General features: G+C 39.8%; 13 protein-coding genes. 6 read left to right on the top strand and 7 right to left on the bottom strand.

Annotated features, from left to right (window positions below; all coding sequences use genetic code 11):
- Positions 1-119 precede the first annotated feature (119 nt).
- The 6 genes from ACH3Z1_RS04210 to ACH3Z1_RS04185 all read right to left on the bottom strand — a co-directional run bounded on the left by ACH3Z1_RS04210 (position 120) and on the right by ACH3Z1_RS04185 (position 11392).
- Positions 120-1178 (bottom strand): PorP/SprF family type IX secretion system membrane protein, encoded by a 1059-nt coding sequence (locus ACH3Z1_RS04210; protein WP_490820605.1) that lies wholly within the window; start codon positions 1176-1178, stop codon positions 120-122.
- 6 nt (positions 1179-1184) lie between these two features.
- Positions 1185-7490 (bottom strand): DUF8696 domain-containing protein, encoded by a 6306-nt coding sequence (locus tag ACH3Z1_RS04205; protein WP_490820604.1) that lies wholly within the window; start codon positions 7488-7490, stop codon positions 1185-1187.
- A gap of 316 nt (positions 7491-7806) precedes the next feature.
- A complete protein-coding gene (locus ACH3Z1_RS04200; protein ID WP_490820603.1) occupies positions 7807-8661 on the bottom strand; it encodes a type I restriction enzyme HsdR N-terminal domain-containing protein in 855 nt (284 codons plus the stop codon).
- A gap of 152 nt (positions 8662-8813) precedes the next feature.
- Positions 8814-9479, bottom strand: a complete 666-nt coding sequence (locus ACH3Z1_RS04195) for a response regulator transcription factor (RefSeq protein ID WP_490820602.1) — start codon at positions 9477-9479, stop codon at positions 8814-8816.
- A complete protein-coding gene (locus tag ACH3Z1_RS04190) occupies positions 9476-11143 on the bottom strand; it encodes a tetratricopeptide repeat-containing sensor histidine kinase (protein ID WP_490820601.1) in 1668 nt (555 codons plus the stop codon). The genes ACH3Z1_RS04195 and ACH3Z1_RS04190 overlap by 4 nt, the downstream gene beginning before the upstream one ends.
- Before the next feature lie 60 nt (positions 11144-11203).
- On the bottom strand, positions 11204-11392 hold the full coding sequence (locus ACH3Z1_RS04185; protein WP_490820600.1) for a hypothetical protein: 189 nt from the start codon (positions 11390-11392) through the stop codon (positions 11204-11206).
- Between the two features lie 346 nt (positions 11393-11738).
- On the opposite strand from ACH3Z1_RS04185, the gene ACH3Z1_RS04180 reads away from it, so the two are divergent.
- Together ACH3Z1_RS04180 and ACH3Z1_RS04175 are read left to right on the top strand one after the other, a co-directional pair.
- Entirely contained in the window at positions 11739-12740 is a 1002-nt protein-coding gene (locus ACH3Z1_RS04180) for a hypothetical protein (RefSeq protein ID WP_490820599.1), read from the top strand.
- A gap of 19 nt (positions 12741-12759) precedes the next feature.
- The gene (locus tag ACH3Z1_RS04175; protein ID WP_490820598.1) at positions 12760-13026 is read left to right on the top strand and encodes a DUF5763 domain-containing protein; all 267 of its coding nucleotides are present in this window, start codon (positions 12760-12762) and stop codon (positions 13024-13026) included.
- A gap of 159 nt (positions 13027-13185) precedes the next feature.
- Here ACH3Z1_RS04175 and ACH3Z1_RS04170 read toward each other — a convergent pair whose 3' ends face one another.
- Entirely contained in the window at positions 13186-13527 is a 342-nt protein-coding gene (locus tag ACH3Z1_RS04170; RefSeq protein ID WP_490820597.1) for a winged helix-turn-helix transcriptional regulator, read from the bottom strand.
- Positions 13528-13615: 88 nt separating this feature from the next.
- Here ACH3Z1_RS04170 and ACH3Z1_RS04165 point away from each other — a divergent pair, with 88 nt between their 5' ends.
- The 4 genes from ACH3Z1_RS04165 (at position 13616) to ACH3Z1_RS04150 (ending at position 18199) form a co-directional block, all read left to right on the top strand.
- A complete protein-coding gene (locus tag ACH3Z1_RS04165) occupies positions 13616-14137 on the top strand; it encodes a DinB family protein (RefSeq protein WP_490820596.1) in 522 nt (173 codons plus the stop codon).
- A gap of 34 nt (positions 14138-14171) precedes the next feature.
- On the top strand, positions 14172-14954 hold the full coding sequence (locus tag ACH3Z1_RS04160) for a 3-keto-alpha-glucoside-1,2-lyase-like domain-containing protein (protein ID WP_490820595.1): 783 nt from the start codon (positions 14172-14174) through the stop codon (positions 14952-14954).
- A 139-nt stretch (positions 14955-15093) separates the two neighbouring features.
- Positions 15094-17517 carry a penicillin acylase family protein gene (locus ACH3Z1_RS04155; protein ID WP_490820594.1) on the top strand — a complete coding sequence of 808 codons (2424 nt, stop codon included), beginning with the start codon at positions 15094-15096 and terminating at the stop codon, positions 17515-17517.
- A gap of 136 nt (positions 17518-17653) precedes the next feature.
- The gene (locus ACH3Z1_RS04150) at positions 17654-18199 is read left to right on the top strand and encodes a hypothetical protein (protein WP_490820592.1); all 546 of its coding nucleotides are present in this window, start codon (positions 17654-17656) and stop codon (positions 18197-18199) included.
- Positions 18200-18230: the final 31 nt, after the last annotated feature.

Genomic DNA, 18230 nt, shown 5'->3' with positions numbered 1-18230 from the left:
GCTACATATCAAGTCTCTTCCCTCTTTCCCTCCCCCACAAACCAACTCGCCAAATAAGCCATAAACGTTCCAAACAGTCCCACACCCACGATCATCAATATTAATAACTGCATTACTCTTCACTTAGAATACCACCACCCAACATTATTCTTGCCTCCGAATCTTGGACACCGAACTTTATTTCTGGAAGAAGACTCCCCTTTTAGAAAACCCAGAAAGGAAAGTGTGATTTCCATTCCTCCTCTTAATTGTGAAGCTGTTCTTAATTGAGATACATTAACATCATAACTAAGACCCAGCATTAATTTAGATGCCTGTATTTTGAAAGCAGGTATTAAAGCATCGTTCCATCGATAAAAAGCACCTACAGAAAGTTTGATATTATCACCATCATCTAAATAAGATGTCACAGGAAATTCATACAGCATACCCCCAAACAATTGCTTATTTCCGGTTTGCTGATAATAGTCAACATACGCAATAATCTGGCTTCGTTCAGTAACAGGCGTACTTAACCCTGCATTAAAAACAACCTTTGGTGCCTGAGAAGTATTAGCATCATTATCAAAAAAATTCAATTTGGGTTTATTCAGATGATAAAGAGCGGCGCCAATATAAAATCTGGAGTCTTCTCCATAACTCGAAGAGAAGACAAGCCCAGCAGACATATCTGTGTAAGATCTGCCTGTATTGGTAAACGTTTGTGCTGATACATTGCCTGGTGAGTAACTTCCATTTACAAACTGATCGTCTAACATCGCTTTTGAAGGATCAAAATTACTTTGCACCCTTCCAAGCATGAATGAACCAGATAAGTAGGTATCATTATCATTACTTAGCGACTGGTGATAAGTTATGACAGGTAAAACCTGAATTCGTTTGAGTGCCAGGTCACCGGCTTTGTCGTATGTTAGCTGTAACCCTAAGGTATAGTAGCTATTACTCTGGTCGTTAATAGATTTTTTATACTCTACGCCGAATGCTCTTGTTTGAAAAGGAACTGAAATGCTGGCCCACTGATTTCTATAAACAGAGCTAACTCTGATATCGCCATTGAATATGCCTGATAAAGCTGGGTTGCGCAACATGGGCATTTCATAGAACTGTGAAAATGAAAAGTCTTGCGATAATAAAACTACCGGAGAACATAAGAGTATGGCTAATAAAACTTTTCTCATAATAAATTATTTAACCAATGTAATATTCCCTTTGTAGGGATAGCTTGTATTGTTTTCACAAATCACTTCACAAGTATATATATATACATCAGGTGGTGCTTTTTTACCGTTGATAAGGCCATCCCAACCCTGCGATTTATCATTTGGTTGAAAATTCGATCTTTCGAAAACAACACCTCCCCATCTGTTAAAAATTCTGAATGATTTTACAGAACGAATACCTGAGGCCCTAACCATCAATACATCATTTAAACCATCTCCATCTGGTGTAAATACATTCGGAATAAACACTTGTGCTCTTTCACAAAAAACTTTTATGTTAATACTGTCTGTTGCAATACAGCCATTAGCTGTAACACCCTTAACAGTATAGGTGATATTATTTTTTATTGTTGCTATTGGTAATGGGCATGCATTACAGCTAATATTATTATTTGGCTTCCATTCCCACTCAGAAACAGGTCCATTTGTTATTATACTATTTAATGGAAAGAGAGTTCCGGTAGCTAAAAGTTTATCTGGACCCAGATCGATGGACAATGGAGGATAAACCCTTATAGGAAGCCTTACAGTATCAGCACAGTTGTGAATGGTAGTAGCAACAAAAAGGGTTAAATAATTGCCGGGAAATTGATAAACTGTTGGCGCGTTTAAAGTTGTAACTATAGATCCGGAAGAGAAATTCCAAACAGTACTTTTAATTGGGTCAAGGGAAAAAACATTTGCAGCAAAAGGAACTACCTGACCAACACAGGCAATGGAGTCTTTATTTGTATTAACTTTTGGGATATCCCAAATGGTAATGGGTATTGACCTGCGAATCGTATCCTTACAGCCACTATTTCCTTCTGTAATTTGTCTTACCTGCCAGGTATTAGGGGCATTGTAAGTATGGATAGGATTTCTGTTATTGCTACTATTTCCATCTCCGAACTCCCAATATATTGACCTCACTCCATAAAAAGCCGTAGACCGGTCTGTAAAAGCTACAATGGTGTTTCCACAAGTCTGTTCAATTGTATTTGTAAATCCACTAGTAACATTGTCTACTCTTATAGAATCAATGCCATTTAACCGACTTCTACACTTACCTTCTGGTCCTGCAAGTAGATCAACAGTTGGATAATATGGTCCTGCTGCTGTATATGTATGATAAATAACTTTTTCAGTAGTGATCAATACATTCCCATCGCCAAAATTCCATCGAATAGAATCTACGCCTGGCGCGGCCACTTCAAATCTAGCAGCATCGCTTAAACATAATGGAGTAATGTTATGCTGAAAAATACCTTTTGGGCCAGTAATTGTAACACTCTTTGTTGCCTCAAACCTACATCCACCCGGATATTGAGCTGTCATAACAACTTGAAAAGTACCTGTGGAGCGATAAGTGTGAGAAACTTCGTCACCTTCATTGAATGCACCGTCACCAAAATTCCATGTTGTTTTTGCAGAAGGTAGTACGAGATTAGTAAAAGTTACATCAAACGGAAAACAGGTTCCAACACTATCTGACATTAAAAAATTTCCAACAGAAGGTCTTACAAAAATGTAGACCAAAGAACTGGCTTTTATACAAGGAGAAACGATTACCAGTCTTCTTACAAATGTTGTTGATAATGGAGTCATATTTAAGTTTGCTCCGGTTTGACCGGGAATATCAACCCAATCAGTTTTTCCATCTTTGCTTTGTTGCCATTGGTAATCAAAAACATTATACGCTCCAATGGGTAATTGGCCTGGAATAGCAACAGCCTGTCCCGGGCAAACGGTTAGAGAGGTAGTATCAATAATATTATTAAAGTCAGGAACAATCTCTATCGGAATTACTGATGTATCTGATAAATTACAACCTCTTGATAAACCAGCCGAAATGGCAATGATTCTCGCAGAAAAGCTTTTTTGAACATTTAAAAAGGTAAGTGTAGTTGAGGTTACAGGAGTGTCTATCCAATTAGAAGGAATAGCAGAATTGAATGAATATTGCCACTTAGAAACTACACCTCTAAATGAATTTCCCACAGCTATTTGAATATCATTACCAACACAAGCCTTACTGGCTGAAGCAACAAGAGGGCCAGTTATTGGTTTATCAAATACAACCACTTCCATGGTATCTCTGCTTGTTACACAAGCATTATTATTGATTGACCATGATAATCGATAAGTACCCGGTCTGTTAAAAACAAACACAGAAGTCGGGCTATTTGGATTGCGTATAATACTTGAACTTCCGGGCGGAACAGGGCTAAGTAATGTCCATGTACCGGTTTCAAATATTGGATTTGCAGGATTATTACCTGAAATTGTTACCGAGTCATCGCCTGAAATAAATACGCAAACAATTTTATCTGATCCTGCATTTGCATTTGTTATAGTTGGAGTGTTCACTATTTCAACCTCATCCGAAGAACTGGGACAAGCCCCGGGTCCGGTTATAACCCAGCTAAATCTATATGTTTGTCCGGGCTGTAATCCGGTAACGGTAGTATTACGTAGAGATGGGTTTGTGATTGTTACAGCAGATCCTGATGTCTGACTCCATATTCCTGTTCCAAAAGATGGTGTATTACCGTTTAAATTTGTTTGTGTTTGATTACATAATCTTTGATCAATTCCCGCATTTGAAGGGGTAACTGTTGGTACAACAGTAATGGTGCTCACAGTAGAATTACTTTGCGGGCAAACGCCACTCTGTACAACTGCTCTATATAAAGTTGTTGTGGTTAGATTTAAGTAATTTAAAGAGGATGTGGTATTATTTACAGTAATCCAACTGGAACCGTTATTAGTAGATCTTTCCCAGCGTACAACAGATCCTGTTTGACCAGTTAAGTTTATGGTTCCACTATTTCCTGTAACGCAAACCGTTGCATTACCAGATGTAGCTCCTGGTACTGTTGTTAAGGATGTATTTACTTGCGTAACTGCACTAATTGCCTCATTTGTACATGATCCCGATTGCTTTACTACCACTCTTACACCAAAACTATTCTGAACATTAGTAAAACTTACTGTATTAGTTGTTTGACTAACATCTATCCAGGTATTATTATCTGTAGGAGTTAAGTTGTATTGCCATTTTTGAATTACGCCTACAACACCAGAAGTTGATACAGAAACGGTTGAGCCTTGGCAAGCATTTATAACAGAAGCAGACAAAGTACCTGCGTTAGGATTATTATATATGGTAATTGTAACAGGAGAAGAAACCACTGAACAGCTACCGCTAGTGACTCTCCTACGATAATAAGTGGTAGTTGTTAACACGGGAGGCTGATAATCTTTTGCAGTTGCATTAATAATAGTATTCCAGGTACTATTATTGGTTGAGCTTTCCCACTGATAACTATATGAGCCATTACCACCTGTTGGTAATTCACCCACCAAAAGTGAGGTTGGATTACCTTCACAGATTTGCTGATTTCCTGAAATAGAAAAATTGCTTAGTATTGGTAGAACTGTAATTGCAGCAGTATTGCTTGAAATGAGTGTACATGCGCCACTATTTACTATTCTTCGGTATAATGTTGATGTTGAAACTGCTCCTGGGCTATAAGTGCTATTAGTTCCATTAGAAGGAACATTTGCCCATGAATTGCCATTATCTGTTGAAAGCTGCCATTGATAAGTATAAGAACCAGTACCACCCGTAGCCGTACCAGTAAGACTGGCAGGGCTTGTTCCAGCACAAATAGTTTGGTCTACCGTAATAGTATTAGTAGTGATCGCATTGGTAACATTTACAGTGATTGTAGAAGAGTTACTTCTACATGTAAATGCATTTGTTTGCGTAACGTAATAAGTTGTAGTACCTGCAATAGCTGTACTAGGCGTTGGAGCTGTAGCAGAGCCTCCTGTTAATCCGCTATTATTATACCATAAAACAGTATTTCCAATAACTGTAGATGCCGTTAGTGCAGATGGTGTTGCATTTAAACAATATTCTATTGGACTTATTACACCTGGTGCTGAAGGTCGGGGGTTTACGGTTATTGTAAAGGAATTAGCGGGACCAGTACACCCCCCGGCAGAAGGGGTAACTGATATTGTCGAAACTACTTGAGCTGCTGTATTATTGATTGCAGTAAATGCGTTAATCGTAGCCGTATTTCCAGAGCTGGCTAAGCCTATAGATGTGAGGTTGTTTGTCCATGCAAACGTTGTTCCTGTAATATTACCCGTAAATGTGAAGGTCCCCACAGTTGTACCAGTACAGATTTCCTGATTAGCGGGTACTGTAGCAGTAGGTATTGGCTTAACTTCTATAGATTGTGTTAGCGTTGTTGTACCACATTCATTTGTAACATCTAACTGTATAGTATAAGTTCCGGGTGTAGTGTAATTAATACTACCTGGTGATGCACTCGTTGAACTGGCTGGACTACCTCCTGGGAAAGTCCAAAGATATGTGGGTGTAGTGGTAGCATTACAATTGGCAACCGTAGCGGAAGGTGAAATAGAACCCACACAAATAGTTGTTGGGATATTATTTATTGTGACCGTTGGTTTTGATTTTACAGTAATGGTTCTTGTTGCAGCGGTTGATACACACCCCCCCGGACTTGTTACAACCAATCTGATAGTATATGTTCCTGGATTCACAAAAGAGAATTCTGGATTTTCAGAGGTACTGCTACCTGACACATAATTAAATAGGGAAGTGGATGGAGTACATCCAGAAGCTGCTGAATAGGTAACACTCCAACTATACGTATTAACACCACAGGAGGCTGCAGAACTAGTATTTGTGGTTTTTACTAAAAGATTATTACAACCTATAGTTTGATCAACTGTAAAAGCAGCTGTTGGTGTTGGATTCACACAAATTGTTTTAGTAATTTCATCAAAACCACAATTTGTACTATTGGCAACCTTAAGTTTTATTGTATAAGTTCCCGCAGTAGTAAATCTTACTGAAAGATTGTTTGATCCCGGCGTTGTCCATAATGAGGGATCATTGAATCCATTATCTATACCTAAGACGCTGCCAGATTGTAATACCCAGCCAGTTGACGGTGTGATACTCCAAATAGATTGGCTATTCGAACAACCAGAATTAGATGCTACTTTAATAGAAGTAGCATTGCCTGTAAAATTTACAACTGTATTTACACAAACTGGACTACTTGGCGATATAGAAAAATCTGCTACAGGTGCATTTGATACATAAATAGGAGCAGCAAAACTGGTAGAGGTTTCACAAGCATTTGATGCAACAATGGAAACGTAAAAAGAATTAGAATATGTAAGACTATTTATTCCACAAGAATTTAATAGATAAGTATGTGAAACATTTGCTGGAGCCGGATGAGTAAAAACAGATGGTGCAGTCCCGTCATGGAAATTGACAGTGTAGGTAGTTCCAGGTGTATTATTTGTAGCATCATTAATTGGGAATGTTAACGTTTGACCAGTACAAACTGATGTTGATCCAGGATTTGAAATTCCAATACTAGGGTTTGAACCAACGAAAACTTTCTTTTCAGACGTACTAATACAACCGTTTCCACCTGTTACTGAATAGTTTAGTGTATAGACTCCAGTATTATATGTTTGAGTTGTACTGGTAAAAGTATTTGCAGAATAATTGGGGTTCCCATTTCCCCATGTTATATTATAATTTGTATTTGTACTTGATGTTGTAGATGTGTTTGAAAAAGTAAATGTACCACTAGTTGATCCGCATATTGCATAATACGTTTGGTCATTGTAGGTTTTTATTCCAGTTCCGCCTAGTGCAGTACTAGGTAGTTGATTTTTTACTATATTGTTTGTAACCGTATTTGTGCAACCATTTACATCTGTTACAGTTAGCGAAACGGGAAATGTTTGTGTACTGTTACCGGGTGTACCTACAAATGTTTTTGTAGGATTTTGGAGAGTTGAGGTGTTACCTGACCCGGAATTAGGATCGCCGAAGTTCCAGGCATAAGTCAAAGAAGTACCAATAGATGTACTTGTAAATGTTGTATTTACATTAGCACAGTCGTTTTGTGACGAAACTGTAAAACTAGCTGTTGGGTTAGTATTTACAACCAAAACAACTGCCGGAGTGGTTATTAAGTTATTAATTAATGCTGTGTAACTACCCGATGTAGTTGCATTAAAAGAAATACTTGTTTGAGCTGGTATAATCTCAACGTTATCTTTAAACCATTTGAAAGTTGCTCCAGATGGTGCATCAACAATGGTGAGCACTTTCGCTTGTCCAGAACATATATTTAATGAACCTGTATAGGATATAGTTTGTGAGTATGAAATAACAGGACCAAACGTAAAAATTAGAATAATGAAAAGAATACCCCGCATTCTAGAATAATTAACTAGTGTGTAAATATTTTTTATTAGTCGATGGGGGGCGACCTAAAATAAAGTAGTAAAATAAATATAATCATTCCTACGTGGATATAGATTAATTATTTATCTGTCATTTTTTACTGGTAACTGAAATACCAATAAGTAAAGTGTAGGCTACACTGTAACCAAAGACCCGATACCAAATGGTGTAATGTCTGTTACCTGTTACGCCATTTTCATTGCAGACATCAATCTTTTCAAATTCAATCTTATCGATTATTTTAATATTTTATAACTAGTATTTAAGATTCTATTACTTGATAACTTATTATTCTACGATAATAGGTGATTCTATCTGGTTATTTTCCTCGATTTTCTTCTCCCTCTTCACCCTCACCTTTGCCGCCTTAAACGGCCTTATCAATCCCGTATCCATCTTATCCGTCACAATCTTATGCACTGCAGCAAGTATGATCTCATCTTCACATTTTTCGTTGTACCTGGTTTTAATCAGCTTCTTAATGCATTTCAATACCGGATCGGAGCAGATAATGCCTGCAATATTGTAAGGGTCAGTTGCTTCGCATTTATTCCAGAGCGGTTTAAAGGAGTTTTTTACCACACTTTCTTTGTGCAGGTGTTGTAGCTGATTGGCTGCATTTTTCAAACCAGCAACATCACTCAGGTCAATAGCAAATATTAAGCAGGAGGATATGGGTTGTTCAAAGATGATCTTATAAAACTCGAAATTCTTTCCGTTGGTGAGCAGGGCGTATTCAATGCCTTCATTGGCACCATAGTTTACTGTTTGTCGTAAATGTTTTTCGGATAACTGGAAAGAGAGTGCTTTTACTTCTACCAGAAAATGCCTTGTTTTATTTACCTGTATCACATAATCGGCATACGTGCCTTTGATCATGTATTCTGTTTTTATTTCTTCCAGTTGCTTATAGCCTAATACATCTGAAAGAAAACGGTTGATCATGATGCGGGTGCCCGATTCATCCAACTCTTTGATACTGCCATCTAAAAAATCCTTACGGTAAGTTTTCAGGGCATTGAGTAGCTTTTGTTGTTTTAATGCGGTGAGCATATGATTCGTTTTGGTTGATGAAAGCAGGCTCCATCCAAAACTAACAGGTAGGTTTCTCTTTTTATTACGGGTAACCGTAACCAGAGCCAAGAATAAAATGTTTTTTGAAAATAATTACTAGTAGTGGAGTTGTCTCCTTCCTTATAATAGCAATTAGCTACTAGTCATTAGCTGTTCAGAAGAGGTGTTACCTAAAGGCTAAATGCTAACAGCTAATACCTAACCTCTGGCACCAATCGCATTTATAACAAACCTGCATTGTTGCAAAACACCATGAGCTGTTGATTATTAGAGAAACCAAGTTCATCCCTGATCTGGTTTAGGCGTTTTTCAATGCTGCTTAAGCTGGAAGGTTTAATATCGTGCTGCTTAAGATAAGCGGGTATTTCATTTTGCTGGTAGCCCTCATTTAGCAAACGGATAATGGTGATGTCGAAATCGGTAAACTCATAGGTATTTGATTGTTTCACCAGTTGCGCCAGCGATCTGGGATAGTACTGCTGTCCTTTAGAGAGTGCATGCATCGCGGCTTTTAATTCCTTCACATCATGCCTGGCCTTGCGTACATAGGCATCTACTTCATTGTTTTCAAAGAGGCTGTGAATATCAGCCGGACGAAGCTGCCCCGATAAAATGAGGATGAGAATGCCCGGCTGAACCGCACGAACAGCTCTTATGAGTTCAACACCATCATTGATCTTTTGAACAGTTCCATCGTCTTCAAAAGAGAGGTCGGTGATCAGGAGATCGTAGGGTTCGCCCTTTTGCTGAGCGAGTTGAATTTTGGCTAAGGCATCGTCGCAGTAAAATGCATAATCGTACTGCTTTACCTTCAGGTCTTCGATTGTCTTCTGTACCGACAGGTTGGCAAACTCCTGGTCTTCGGCTATAATAACTTTATCAATCATGCTATAGTGGATTGAAGTGGAAAGCGGATGGCAATAGATGCACCGCCTTTATCACTTTTTCCAAAAATAATCTCCCCGTTCAGTGATTGAATACGGTTAACCGTATTGTGTAAACCATTGCCGTATTCAATGTCTGCAGGAAATCCTTTACCATCATCGCTATAGTTAATCGTGCCGTTGTTGTCTTCTTCTTTAAACCTGATGACCACATTGCCGGCGCCACTGTGTTTTTTCATATTGGTCATGATTTCGCGGAGGATCAATAAAAGCTGATTTTTTTGAACAACTGTCACTTTGTTCCAGAATACGGGTTGGTTGCCCACTACAAATACCCTTGTTTGTTCATTAGTAAATTCATTTAGCAGGATATGGATCTGTTTATCGTAATCTGGGTCATCTGCTGAACCAATTTCTTCTTTCGATATATCCCTTGATTTTTCATACAGCACTTCAATTCTAGTTAGTAAAGGATCGCGTTCAACTTTATCGCTATGTTCCAGTTCGTTCATAATACCGTAAAGTCCATTGGCAACTACATCATGTACTTTTTGAGAGGTTTTTAATTTGGAGTCCCTTATTGATAGCTCGGCTTCCTGTTTCAATTTTCGGCGGCGATACCGGAACCAGAACCATAAACCAGCCAGCAGTGCAATAGACACGACGGATACACCCAATATGAATAATCGTTGCTTCGTAATGTGTTGCTGCAATGCCAGGTTATCGGCCTTATTTTTTTGTACTTCGTAACGGATAAGCGCAAAACGGTTGCGGGTGGTATCTCTTGATAGTTGCACACTATCATTCAGCCTCCTGAACGCTGCATACCATTGTTCTTTTTCTGTCGCAGACTTGTTAAAGCGTATCAGTTTATCAATGGCTTCCAGTATATCATCTGCACTTTTATTTTGTTTTGCAATCGTGTACATTTTATTAGCATACCAGAGTGCTGAATCAGGAGCTGGTTTTTCATAATAGTCGGCCAGATGGGCATAGCTGGCATTGAGACCGGGCAGGAAGCTGCTGTCTAAACGGATCTTAAGCGCCTGGTGAAAATCAGGTGTTGGGTTATAGGTCCGATTTTGTAACCATTTTGTACGAGCCTTGTTATGAATGATACGTGCAGCCAGGAGTTGGTTGCCAGGTTGCAGTTGAAGAAGGGAATCGTATATCCGTATGGCCCTGTTATAATCTCCTTTTCGCTGCAAAGCAATGGCCTTACTGTTGACCATTTCTACACCATAATCTGATCTCGCCGGCAATAAGGCAAATCCTTTGTCGAACAAACTGATGGCTTCATCATAATTTTTCAGTTCAAGACTGATATTTCCCAGTATGTTATACAGGATGGATAATGCTTCCCGGTATGGTTCTTTCGAAGCATCCAGTATGCGAACACCTTTCATCAATGTTTCCTGCGCACCATACATGTCGCCCATGATCTGCTGAATTTCTCCCATATAGCTATAGCTCTTAGCTTTGGCCAATGGGTTGCTGGTTTCACCCAGGTATTTCTCAAACATGAGGTAAGCAGAATCCCATTTCTGGTAATAGAAGAAATATTCACCCCGGTTGAAATCGGTATAGGGCGTTTTTTCTTGCGCGGATAAGTAAAAAGCTGGAAAGCTGAAGAGTACAGTAAGCAGGATTTGGGTAATGAATCGCAAGATTATATTTTTCTAAATATAAAAAAAAGGGTAGAAATGAATCTACCCTTTCCTGTGCAATTAGCCACCAGTTGGAGGTGGAGGAGGTGGTGGCACCGGCGGACGTGGGTTACCGCCTGTTTCTCCACCCGTATCATCGAGCGTAGTAACGGTGGTGGAATGTGCTTTCTTGCAGTTACCATGATTTTCGGCAGTATGGTTTGGGTTGAAGCATAAGAATGCAGCAAACCAGATGAGTAGTTCTAACATTGTTAAAGATTTGAGATGGTTTAAAAAATTGCCCTTACCGGGTAGCGAACCCGGCAGAGACTGTTTTGTAAGAAGCGCTTCTTACGATGGGAAGGAAGGGCGTTGATCGCAGTCTGGTCAGCAACTTCCCATGCTTGCTAACCTCGCTGCGATCGCTGCACTCAGCAGATCATTTGATTTCTTGTAACAGGTACCAAACGATCACAATGCAAACATAGGATCGGCTAAAAGCCTTTACCGGATTGGATTCCAATAATTCCGATCATTCCGGAAATTCCGGGAAACCGTAAGACTGAATACCGGTTGGGTGCTTATTTTGAACCGGTAATTCCGAAAATTCCGGTTATTGTGTACATTTAGAAGGAAGAGAAATTATATGAGGCTGACTCACCCAGAATACATCAAACTGGTATTTCGTACTTATCAACTGTTACGCAGTACGCCCGAAATTTCTCCTGCATTAAAACAGCCAACACCGGCAAGTATCCGCAAAGAATGCCTCACTGTTTATAAGGAAAGGACCGATAAAAAAGACGAACCTATTCTCCGGTCTTTCTTTGGACCAGCCGACGAGAATAAGTCATTCTTAACTCCCATTGACAATTTCCCCACAGATGGGTTTAGAGCATTCTCAAATTACCTGAAGGGAAGGTCATCTAAAACAGATGATAAAAATGTAGAACTGTTAGCCTGGCTGATAAATTTTCCGCATAGACCCTTTCGGTTTGGAATGGATATAATTTTAAACGAGAGCGAAAAAGCAATTTTAAATAGTGATGAGAGCATCGGTGAGAATTTATCGCAGGTGATAGAAGAGGAAGTGGATGATAACAGCGATGAGATATTGGGTCAATCCCCGCCAAATGAGTTGAAGGATAATATGGTATCAATTGCTGAAGAACAATTGCTTGTTGTTCCTATAAGCCAGGTGACTGAGATAAGACCAGCGAAAAAGAGTTTGACGGTAAATAAGAAATGGTTGATCGTTGGGCTCGCTTTATTTTGTACGATTCTTTCATTGGGAGCTTATCTGCTCTATGATAAAGGCGATAACTGTATGTATTGGGCAGGTGATCATTACGAGCAAGTGCCTTGCAATGAAGAAAAGAAAGGCCGGCTTATAGTAGCAATGGACGAAGAAAAGTTGGAGCATTTTAAAAAGATCACACGTACAGACACAATAACAGCGTGGTCGATTGGAAAGATATATTACCTGAAAAATGACGGTGCATTAGAGTATTATACAGCAGGTGGTAATCATCCTGTATTCGTTACCCGTACTTTAAGAGTCCTTTCGCCTTATATGTTTAACAAGTACATATTAGCCCAGGCAAACAAAAAGCCATAGTAATGCCTTACCATCTACCATGAAAATTACAACTGCCATCTTACTGTCTTTACTGTTCAGTTCCTGTTCCAACACAGATAGTGATACACATGAGCTAAACCAACGCATCACCCGTCTCGAGCAAAGAATGGACTCTTTAACCAATACCAAACACAAAAATGCTGGCGGCTATATCAATCAGCGTGCTACTAGCCAGAATGATCGTTGTCAGGGAATCACCAAAAAGGGAACACAGTGTAAGCGAAAAGCAAAAATGAATGGTTATTGCTGGCAGCATGGCGGATAATCCCTGTTTTCTCATGCACCCACAGATTTGTAAAAAAAATCTTTTCTTAGTATGCTATAGTCGGTAAGTCTTTCTCTATTTGGTTAGCTAATTGTTCAAAAAGTAGAGGGAAACCTTTCTCTGCAATGTGTAGGTGATTTTTTCTGCCTGCCTTTACTTTTATAATATCTCCTTCTCCAGCTTCTTCGCCAGGTTCGTATTCCCCCAATTAGCCAGTTCATGCAATAGCGGAATCAAACTCTTGCCCGATTTGGTCAAACGGTACTCCACCCTCGGAGGTAGTTCCTTAAACTCCTCACGCTCAATCAAAGACAGGTCTTCCAGTTCTTTCAGTTCATTCGACAACACCTTATTCGAAATAGCAGGTATCAACTGGTTGAGTTTGCCAAAGCGGACTGATTTTTCGCCGATACAAGTTAAAATAATAGGTTTCCATTTACCACCTATAATAGACATGGTTCGTGTAACGGGGCATTGAAAGGGGTTGGTGATGGGGCGCATAAAAAACTGGTTACCTGAAAGTTACTACTATTCACTAATTCGGTTACAAAAATACACTATTGTTAGTAGCTTTGTAAAAAATACAACCATGAAAAAACTATTTGCACTACTCACCACTATCTTATGCATAACAAATATGCAGGCACAAAATGCAACGGAGGACATCATTAAAGAATGGCAGCGCGCAAAAAATTATACCAAAGAGTACCTCGATGCCATGCCCGAATCTGGCTACAGCCTGAAACCCACCAAAGAAATGCGCTCTTTCGCTGCACAGTTTTTACACCTGAGCGATGCTATTTATGGATTTGTGGCGGCCGCTACCGATGAAAAATCGCCTGTAGGTTTTGGTGAACTGGAAAAATCAAATGATGTAAACAAAGCCAGTGTTACAGATAAAGTAATGGCGGCTTATGATTTCGCCATCAACGCCATCAAAAAATACCCCAAAGCAAATTTACCACAAACGGTAAAACTGTTTGGTCGCTTTGATATGAGCAGACAGCTTGCCATTGAAAAATGTTTTGAACATCAGACACATCACAGAGGCCAGGCAACGGTTTATTTGAGATTGGCCGGCGCAACACCACCTGCTGAGAAATTATTCTGAACAGTAAGTATAAAAACTTATTAATACACGAATCATGAAACTGCTGAAATTTATCATCATTACCTGTTGCGTATTAAGTGTGTCGGTTGAAACCCGCTCCCAGTCAACAGCCAATACTGCTGCGAAATGGCAGAGACTCAGTTTGGGTAAGCAGGCTTTTGACCTGCATAATGTAACAGGTGAGATAGTAAGATTTCAGGGCAGGGAAGTATTGAAAATAGAAAGAGACCTAAAAGCCATTCCTTTTGACTCTACCCGTATTGAAAAAACGGTGGACGAACCACATTACGCGCGACTGGTGAACCTGGATGATTTTGAAAATGGAACGATAGAAGTAAAAATGTATAGCCAGCTAAAAAATCCGGCCCCTTATTCCGGTATTGCTGGTTTTATTGGCCTCTATTTCAGAATCAAAGAAGATGATTCGGCTTTTGAAGGTATTTATGTAAGACCCAAAGTGGGAAGACATAGTAACCAGCTTTTCAGAAACAGAACTGTTCAATACATGTCGTACCCGCATGCCAAGTTCGATACTTTACGAAAGATCGCTCCATTCAAATATGAAGGATCAGCCCCTGTAGCTTTGAATGAATGGATCACCATGCGTATTGAAGTGAATGGCGAAACGGCAGAAATGTTTATCAACGATATGAAGTACTCCAGTTTTATTGTAGATAAAATGCTGGGTAAACATACAACAGGTGGCATCGGACTATATGTTGATATTGGAACCATCGGTTATTTCAGCGACCTGAAAGTAACAAAGCGATTACTGAAAGCAAAACCTAAAGCAGGAGAAAAAGTGAGTTCGATATAATAACATATTTATTTGTGGTGAATAAACAGGAAGAGTCATTTGCAAAAAAGCGAATGACTCTTCCTGCGTATAGACCTATGCCAATTGAATTCTGTAGCCACTTCAAATACTTTTATTAAATTGAAGCAAATCTCTTTACATGCGAAAGATTGCTTTGCTCAGTCACCTGTTGTTTTTTATTGCCCTATCGGTTACAACAGCTAGAGCCCAGAAAAAGAATACAGTTCAACTTACAGGTCTGAAAGCAACAGTTGAAGTATGGAGAGATGAATGGGGCATGAATCATATTTATGCCAACAATCAGCAGGACCTGTTTTTTGCACAGGGTTATTGTGCAGCCAAAGACAGGCTTTTTCAGTTTGAAGTATGGCGCCGCCAGGCAACAGGAACCGTTGCAGAAATAGTAGGTGCCAGGGAACTGAAAAGAGATATAGGTACCCGTTTATTCATGTTTCGGGGTAATATGGATAAAGAACTGAACTATTATCATCCGCAGGGAAAAGAAATCATCCATGCTTATGTAGCCGGCGTAAATGCTTATATCAGGGAGATCAACCAAACGCCTGCTCAATTGCCCATCGAATTTAAACTGCTTAATATTCAACCCAAAGAATGGACACCCGAAGTGGTTATTTCCAGACACCAGGGCTTATTGGGTAATATTACACAGGAGCTCAATATTGCATTGGCCATTCAGAAAGTAGGGGTTGAAAAAGTTAAAGAGATAGTATGGTTTCATCCGAAAGATCCTGACCTGAAAATGGATAGCAGCATTCGTGTTGATCTCTTAACGCCTCAGATACTTGACCTCTATAATGCCTACCGGAAAGATGTCGTCTTTACGAAAGAAGACCTGCTTCATCCAACTGCTGATGCGTCTGCATTATTGAGCCAGATGAATGTGAAAAGGGAAAAGGAAGCATTTGAACTGAATCCCACAACAGATGGAAGCAATAACTGGATTGTGAGTGGTAAAAAATCGGCCAGCGGTTATCCGTTACTGGCCAATGATCCGCATCGCAAAATTGCGGCACCCTCTTTACGATACATGGTACACCTGGTGGCTCCGGGCTGGAATGTGGTGGGCGGGGGTGAACCCGAAATTCCAGGTGTTTCCATCGGTCACAATGAATACGGTGCCTGGGGACTCACCATCTATGAAACGGATGGCGAAGATTTGTATGTGTACGACCTGAATCCCGCCAACTTAAATCAGTACAGGCATAAAGGAAAATGGGTTGATATGAAATCGATCGAAGAAACAATAGCCGTAAAAAATGCAGCAAGTGTTACTGCAAAATTATTTTATACCCTGCATGGTCCGGTTACTTATATCGATTCGGTGAATCATAAAGCCTATGCTGTTAAATGTGCATGGCTGGAGCCCGGAGGGGCACCCTATCTCGCATCCTTAAGAATTGACCAGGCTACAGACTGGGCATCATTCAGAGAAGCCTGCGCTTATAGTCATATACCCGGTGAGAATATGATATGGGCAGATAAAAAAGGAAATATAGGCTGGCAGGCAGTGGGCATTGTACCTGTGCGGAAAAACTTCAGCGGTTATGTTCCCATACCCGGCGATGGCCGCTATGAATGGGGAAATTATTTACCTATTAAAGAACGCCCACATGTACTCAATCCTGAAAAAGGATTTTTTGCCACTGCCAATCAGCATGTAACACCAGCATCCTATAAAAGATGGGATGCAGTGGGTTATACCTGGGCTGATGCCTATAGAGGCGACAGGGTCAACCAGGTATTGAGCCAGAATAAAAAATTTACGATTGAAGAAATGGCACAATTACAAAACGATTATTTCTCTGTTCCGGCAAGTGAACTGGTTCCACTGCTTAAACAAGTTCAACTGACCGATGAAGCCTCCATCGCTGCAAAAAAATACCTAGATCAATGGAATTTTGTACTGGGTATGGAAAGTATACCGGCTGCTATCTATGCCCAGTGGGAGCGGCAAATATATATCCAGGCAGGAACCACATTTATACCAGCAGCAGCAAGAGGCTTAATCAGCTTACAATTGACAACCATTATTAAAATGCTGACAACGCCAAGGACCTATTTTAAAGAAACGGGCAGATCTGCAGAGCAATTACGGGATGCATTCCTGGCAAGCACATTCAAAGAAGCCGTTGCAGCATTAAAAACAAGATTGGGAACAGACATGAATCAGTGGCAATACGGACAACCAAAATTCAAGCATGCGCTGATTCGACATCCATTGTCTGCTTTTGTTGACGCAGATTTACGCAACAGATTAGATCATGGTCCTTTACCAAGGGGCGGTAACGGACATACACCCGGTGCAAACGGTGGTATCGATAACCAGCTCAGTGGCGCCAGTTTCAGACTGGTGGTGGATACAAAGGATTGGGATAAAACATTAATGATTAATACCCCCGGCCAGTCTGGTGATCCTGAAAGTCCATACTATCGTAATTTATTCGAAAAATGGGCCAGAGATCAGTTCTTTCCATCCTATTTTTCAAAACAGAAAATCATGCACCACACAAAAGAAATTTCGCTGTTACAACCGCTTCGCTAAACAGCTTAGGCTATGATCGTAATAATATTGCTTACCGATATTTAGGTATTTTATAGTTATGATATACAGTTTAGTTCTATCGCTATTAAACGTTAAGCAAACTTTTTTTACTTTACAATTGTTGTAAACAATTCATATGCGATACCTTCTCTTATTTACCGCTTTACTATCTTCTAATCTAAGTTTTTCACAGGATGTTTCACTTACCAAAGGTGAAACAGTTAATTACCTGAAGAAAAAGCTGAATGAACTCAACGGAGAATACACAGTGAGGATTGGAGCAGCTACCAGTCTGGATGACAAATATGTATCAAATCCCTATCTGTATTTTAATGAAAGTATCATGACTTTTAGCTATAGCCTCTATTTCAGGCCATACAACAGCACAAGTCTTCCTTCCCTTTTTTGCGGTTATTCTTTTACTTTCAATCCTATGTATATTGATACCATTTATGCTCCGGCTACCGGTAGTGGCTTGATGAGTGTCTGGTTAAAAAAAGGTAATGGTAAGTATGCATGTACCTGTTCTCAATATTATCCTCAGTTCAATAAAAATGAAAATACCAGCTTAATCAGTTGGCCTGTTCCGATCAATGATCCTGATTATGCCAATAAAATCCGCAAAGCACTGTTGCACCTGAGAGACTTATTAAAAGCCGAAGACGACCCTTTCGGAGGATAGTAGTAACGGAGAAAATTTGCTCACAGCTTCC

The sequence above is a fragment of the Sediminibacterium sp. FW305-C-49 genome (genome assembly GCF_058231085.1).
Note: the sequence above shows the minus strand (reverse complement) of the source record. Positions and strands in the feature narration are given on the sequence as shown.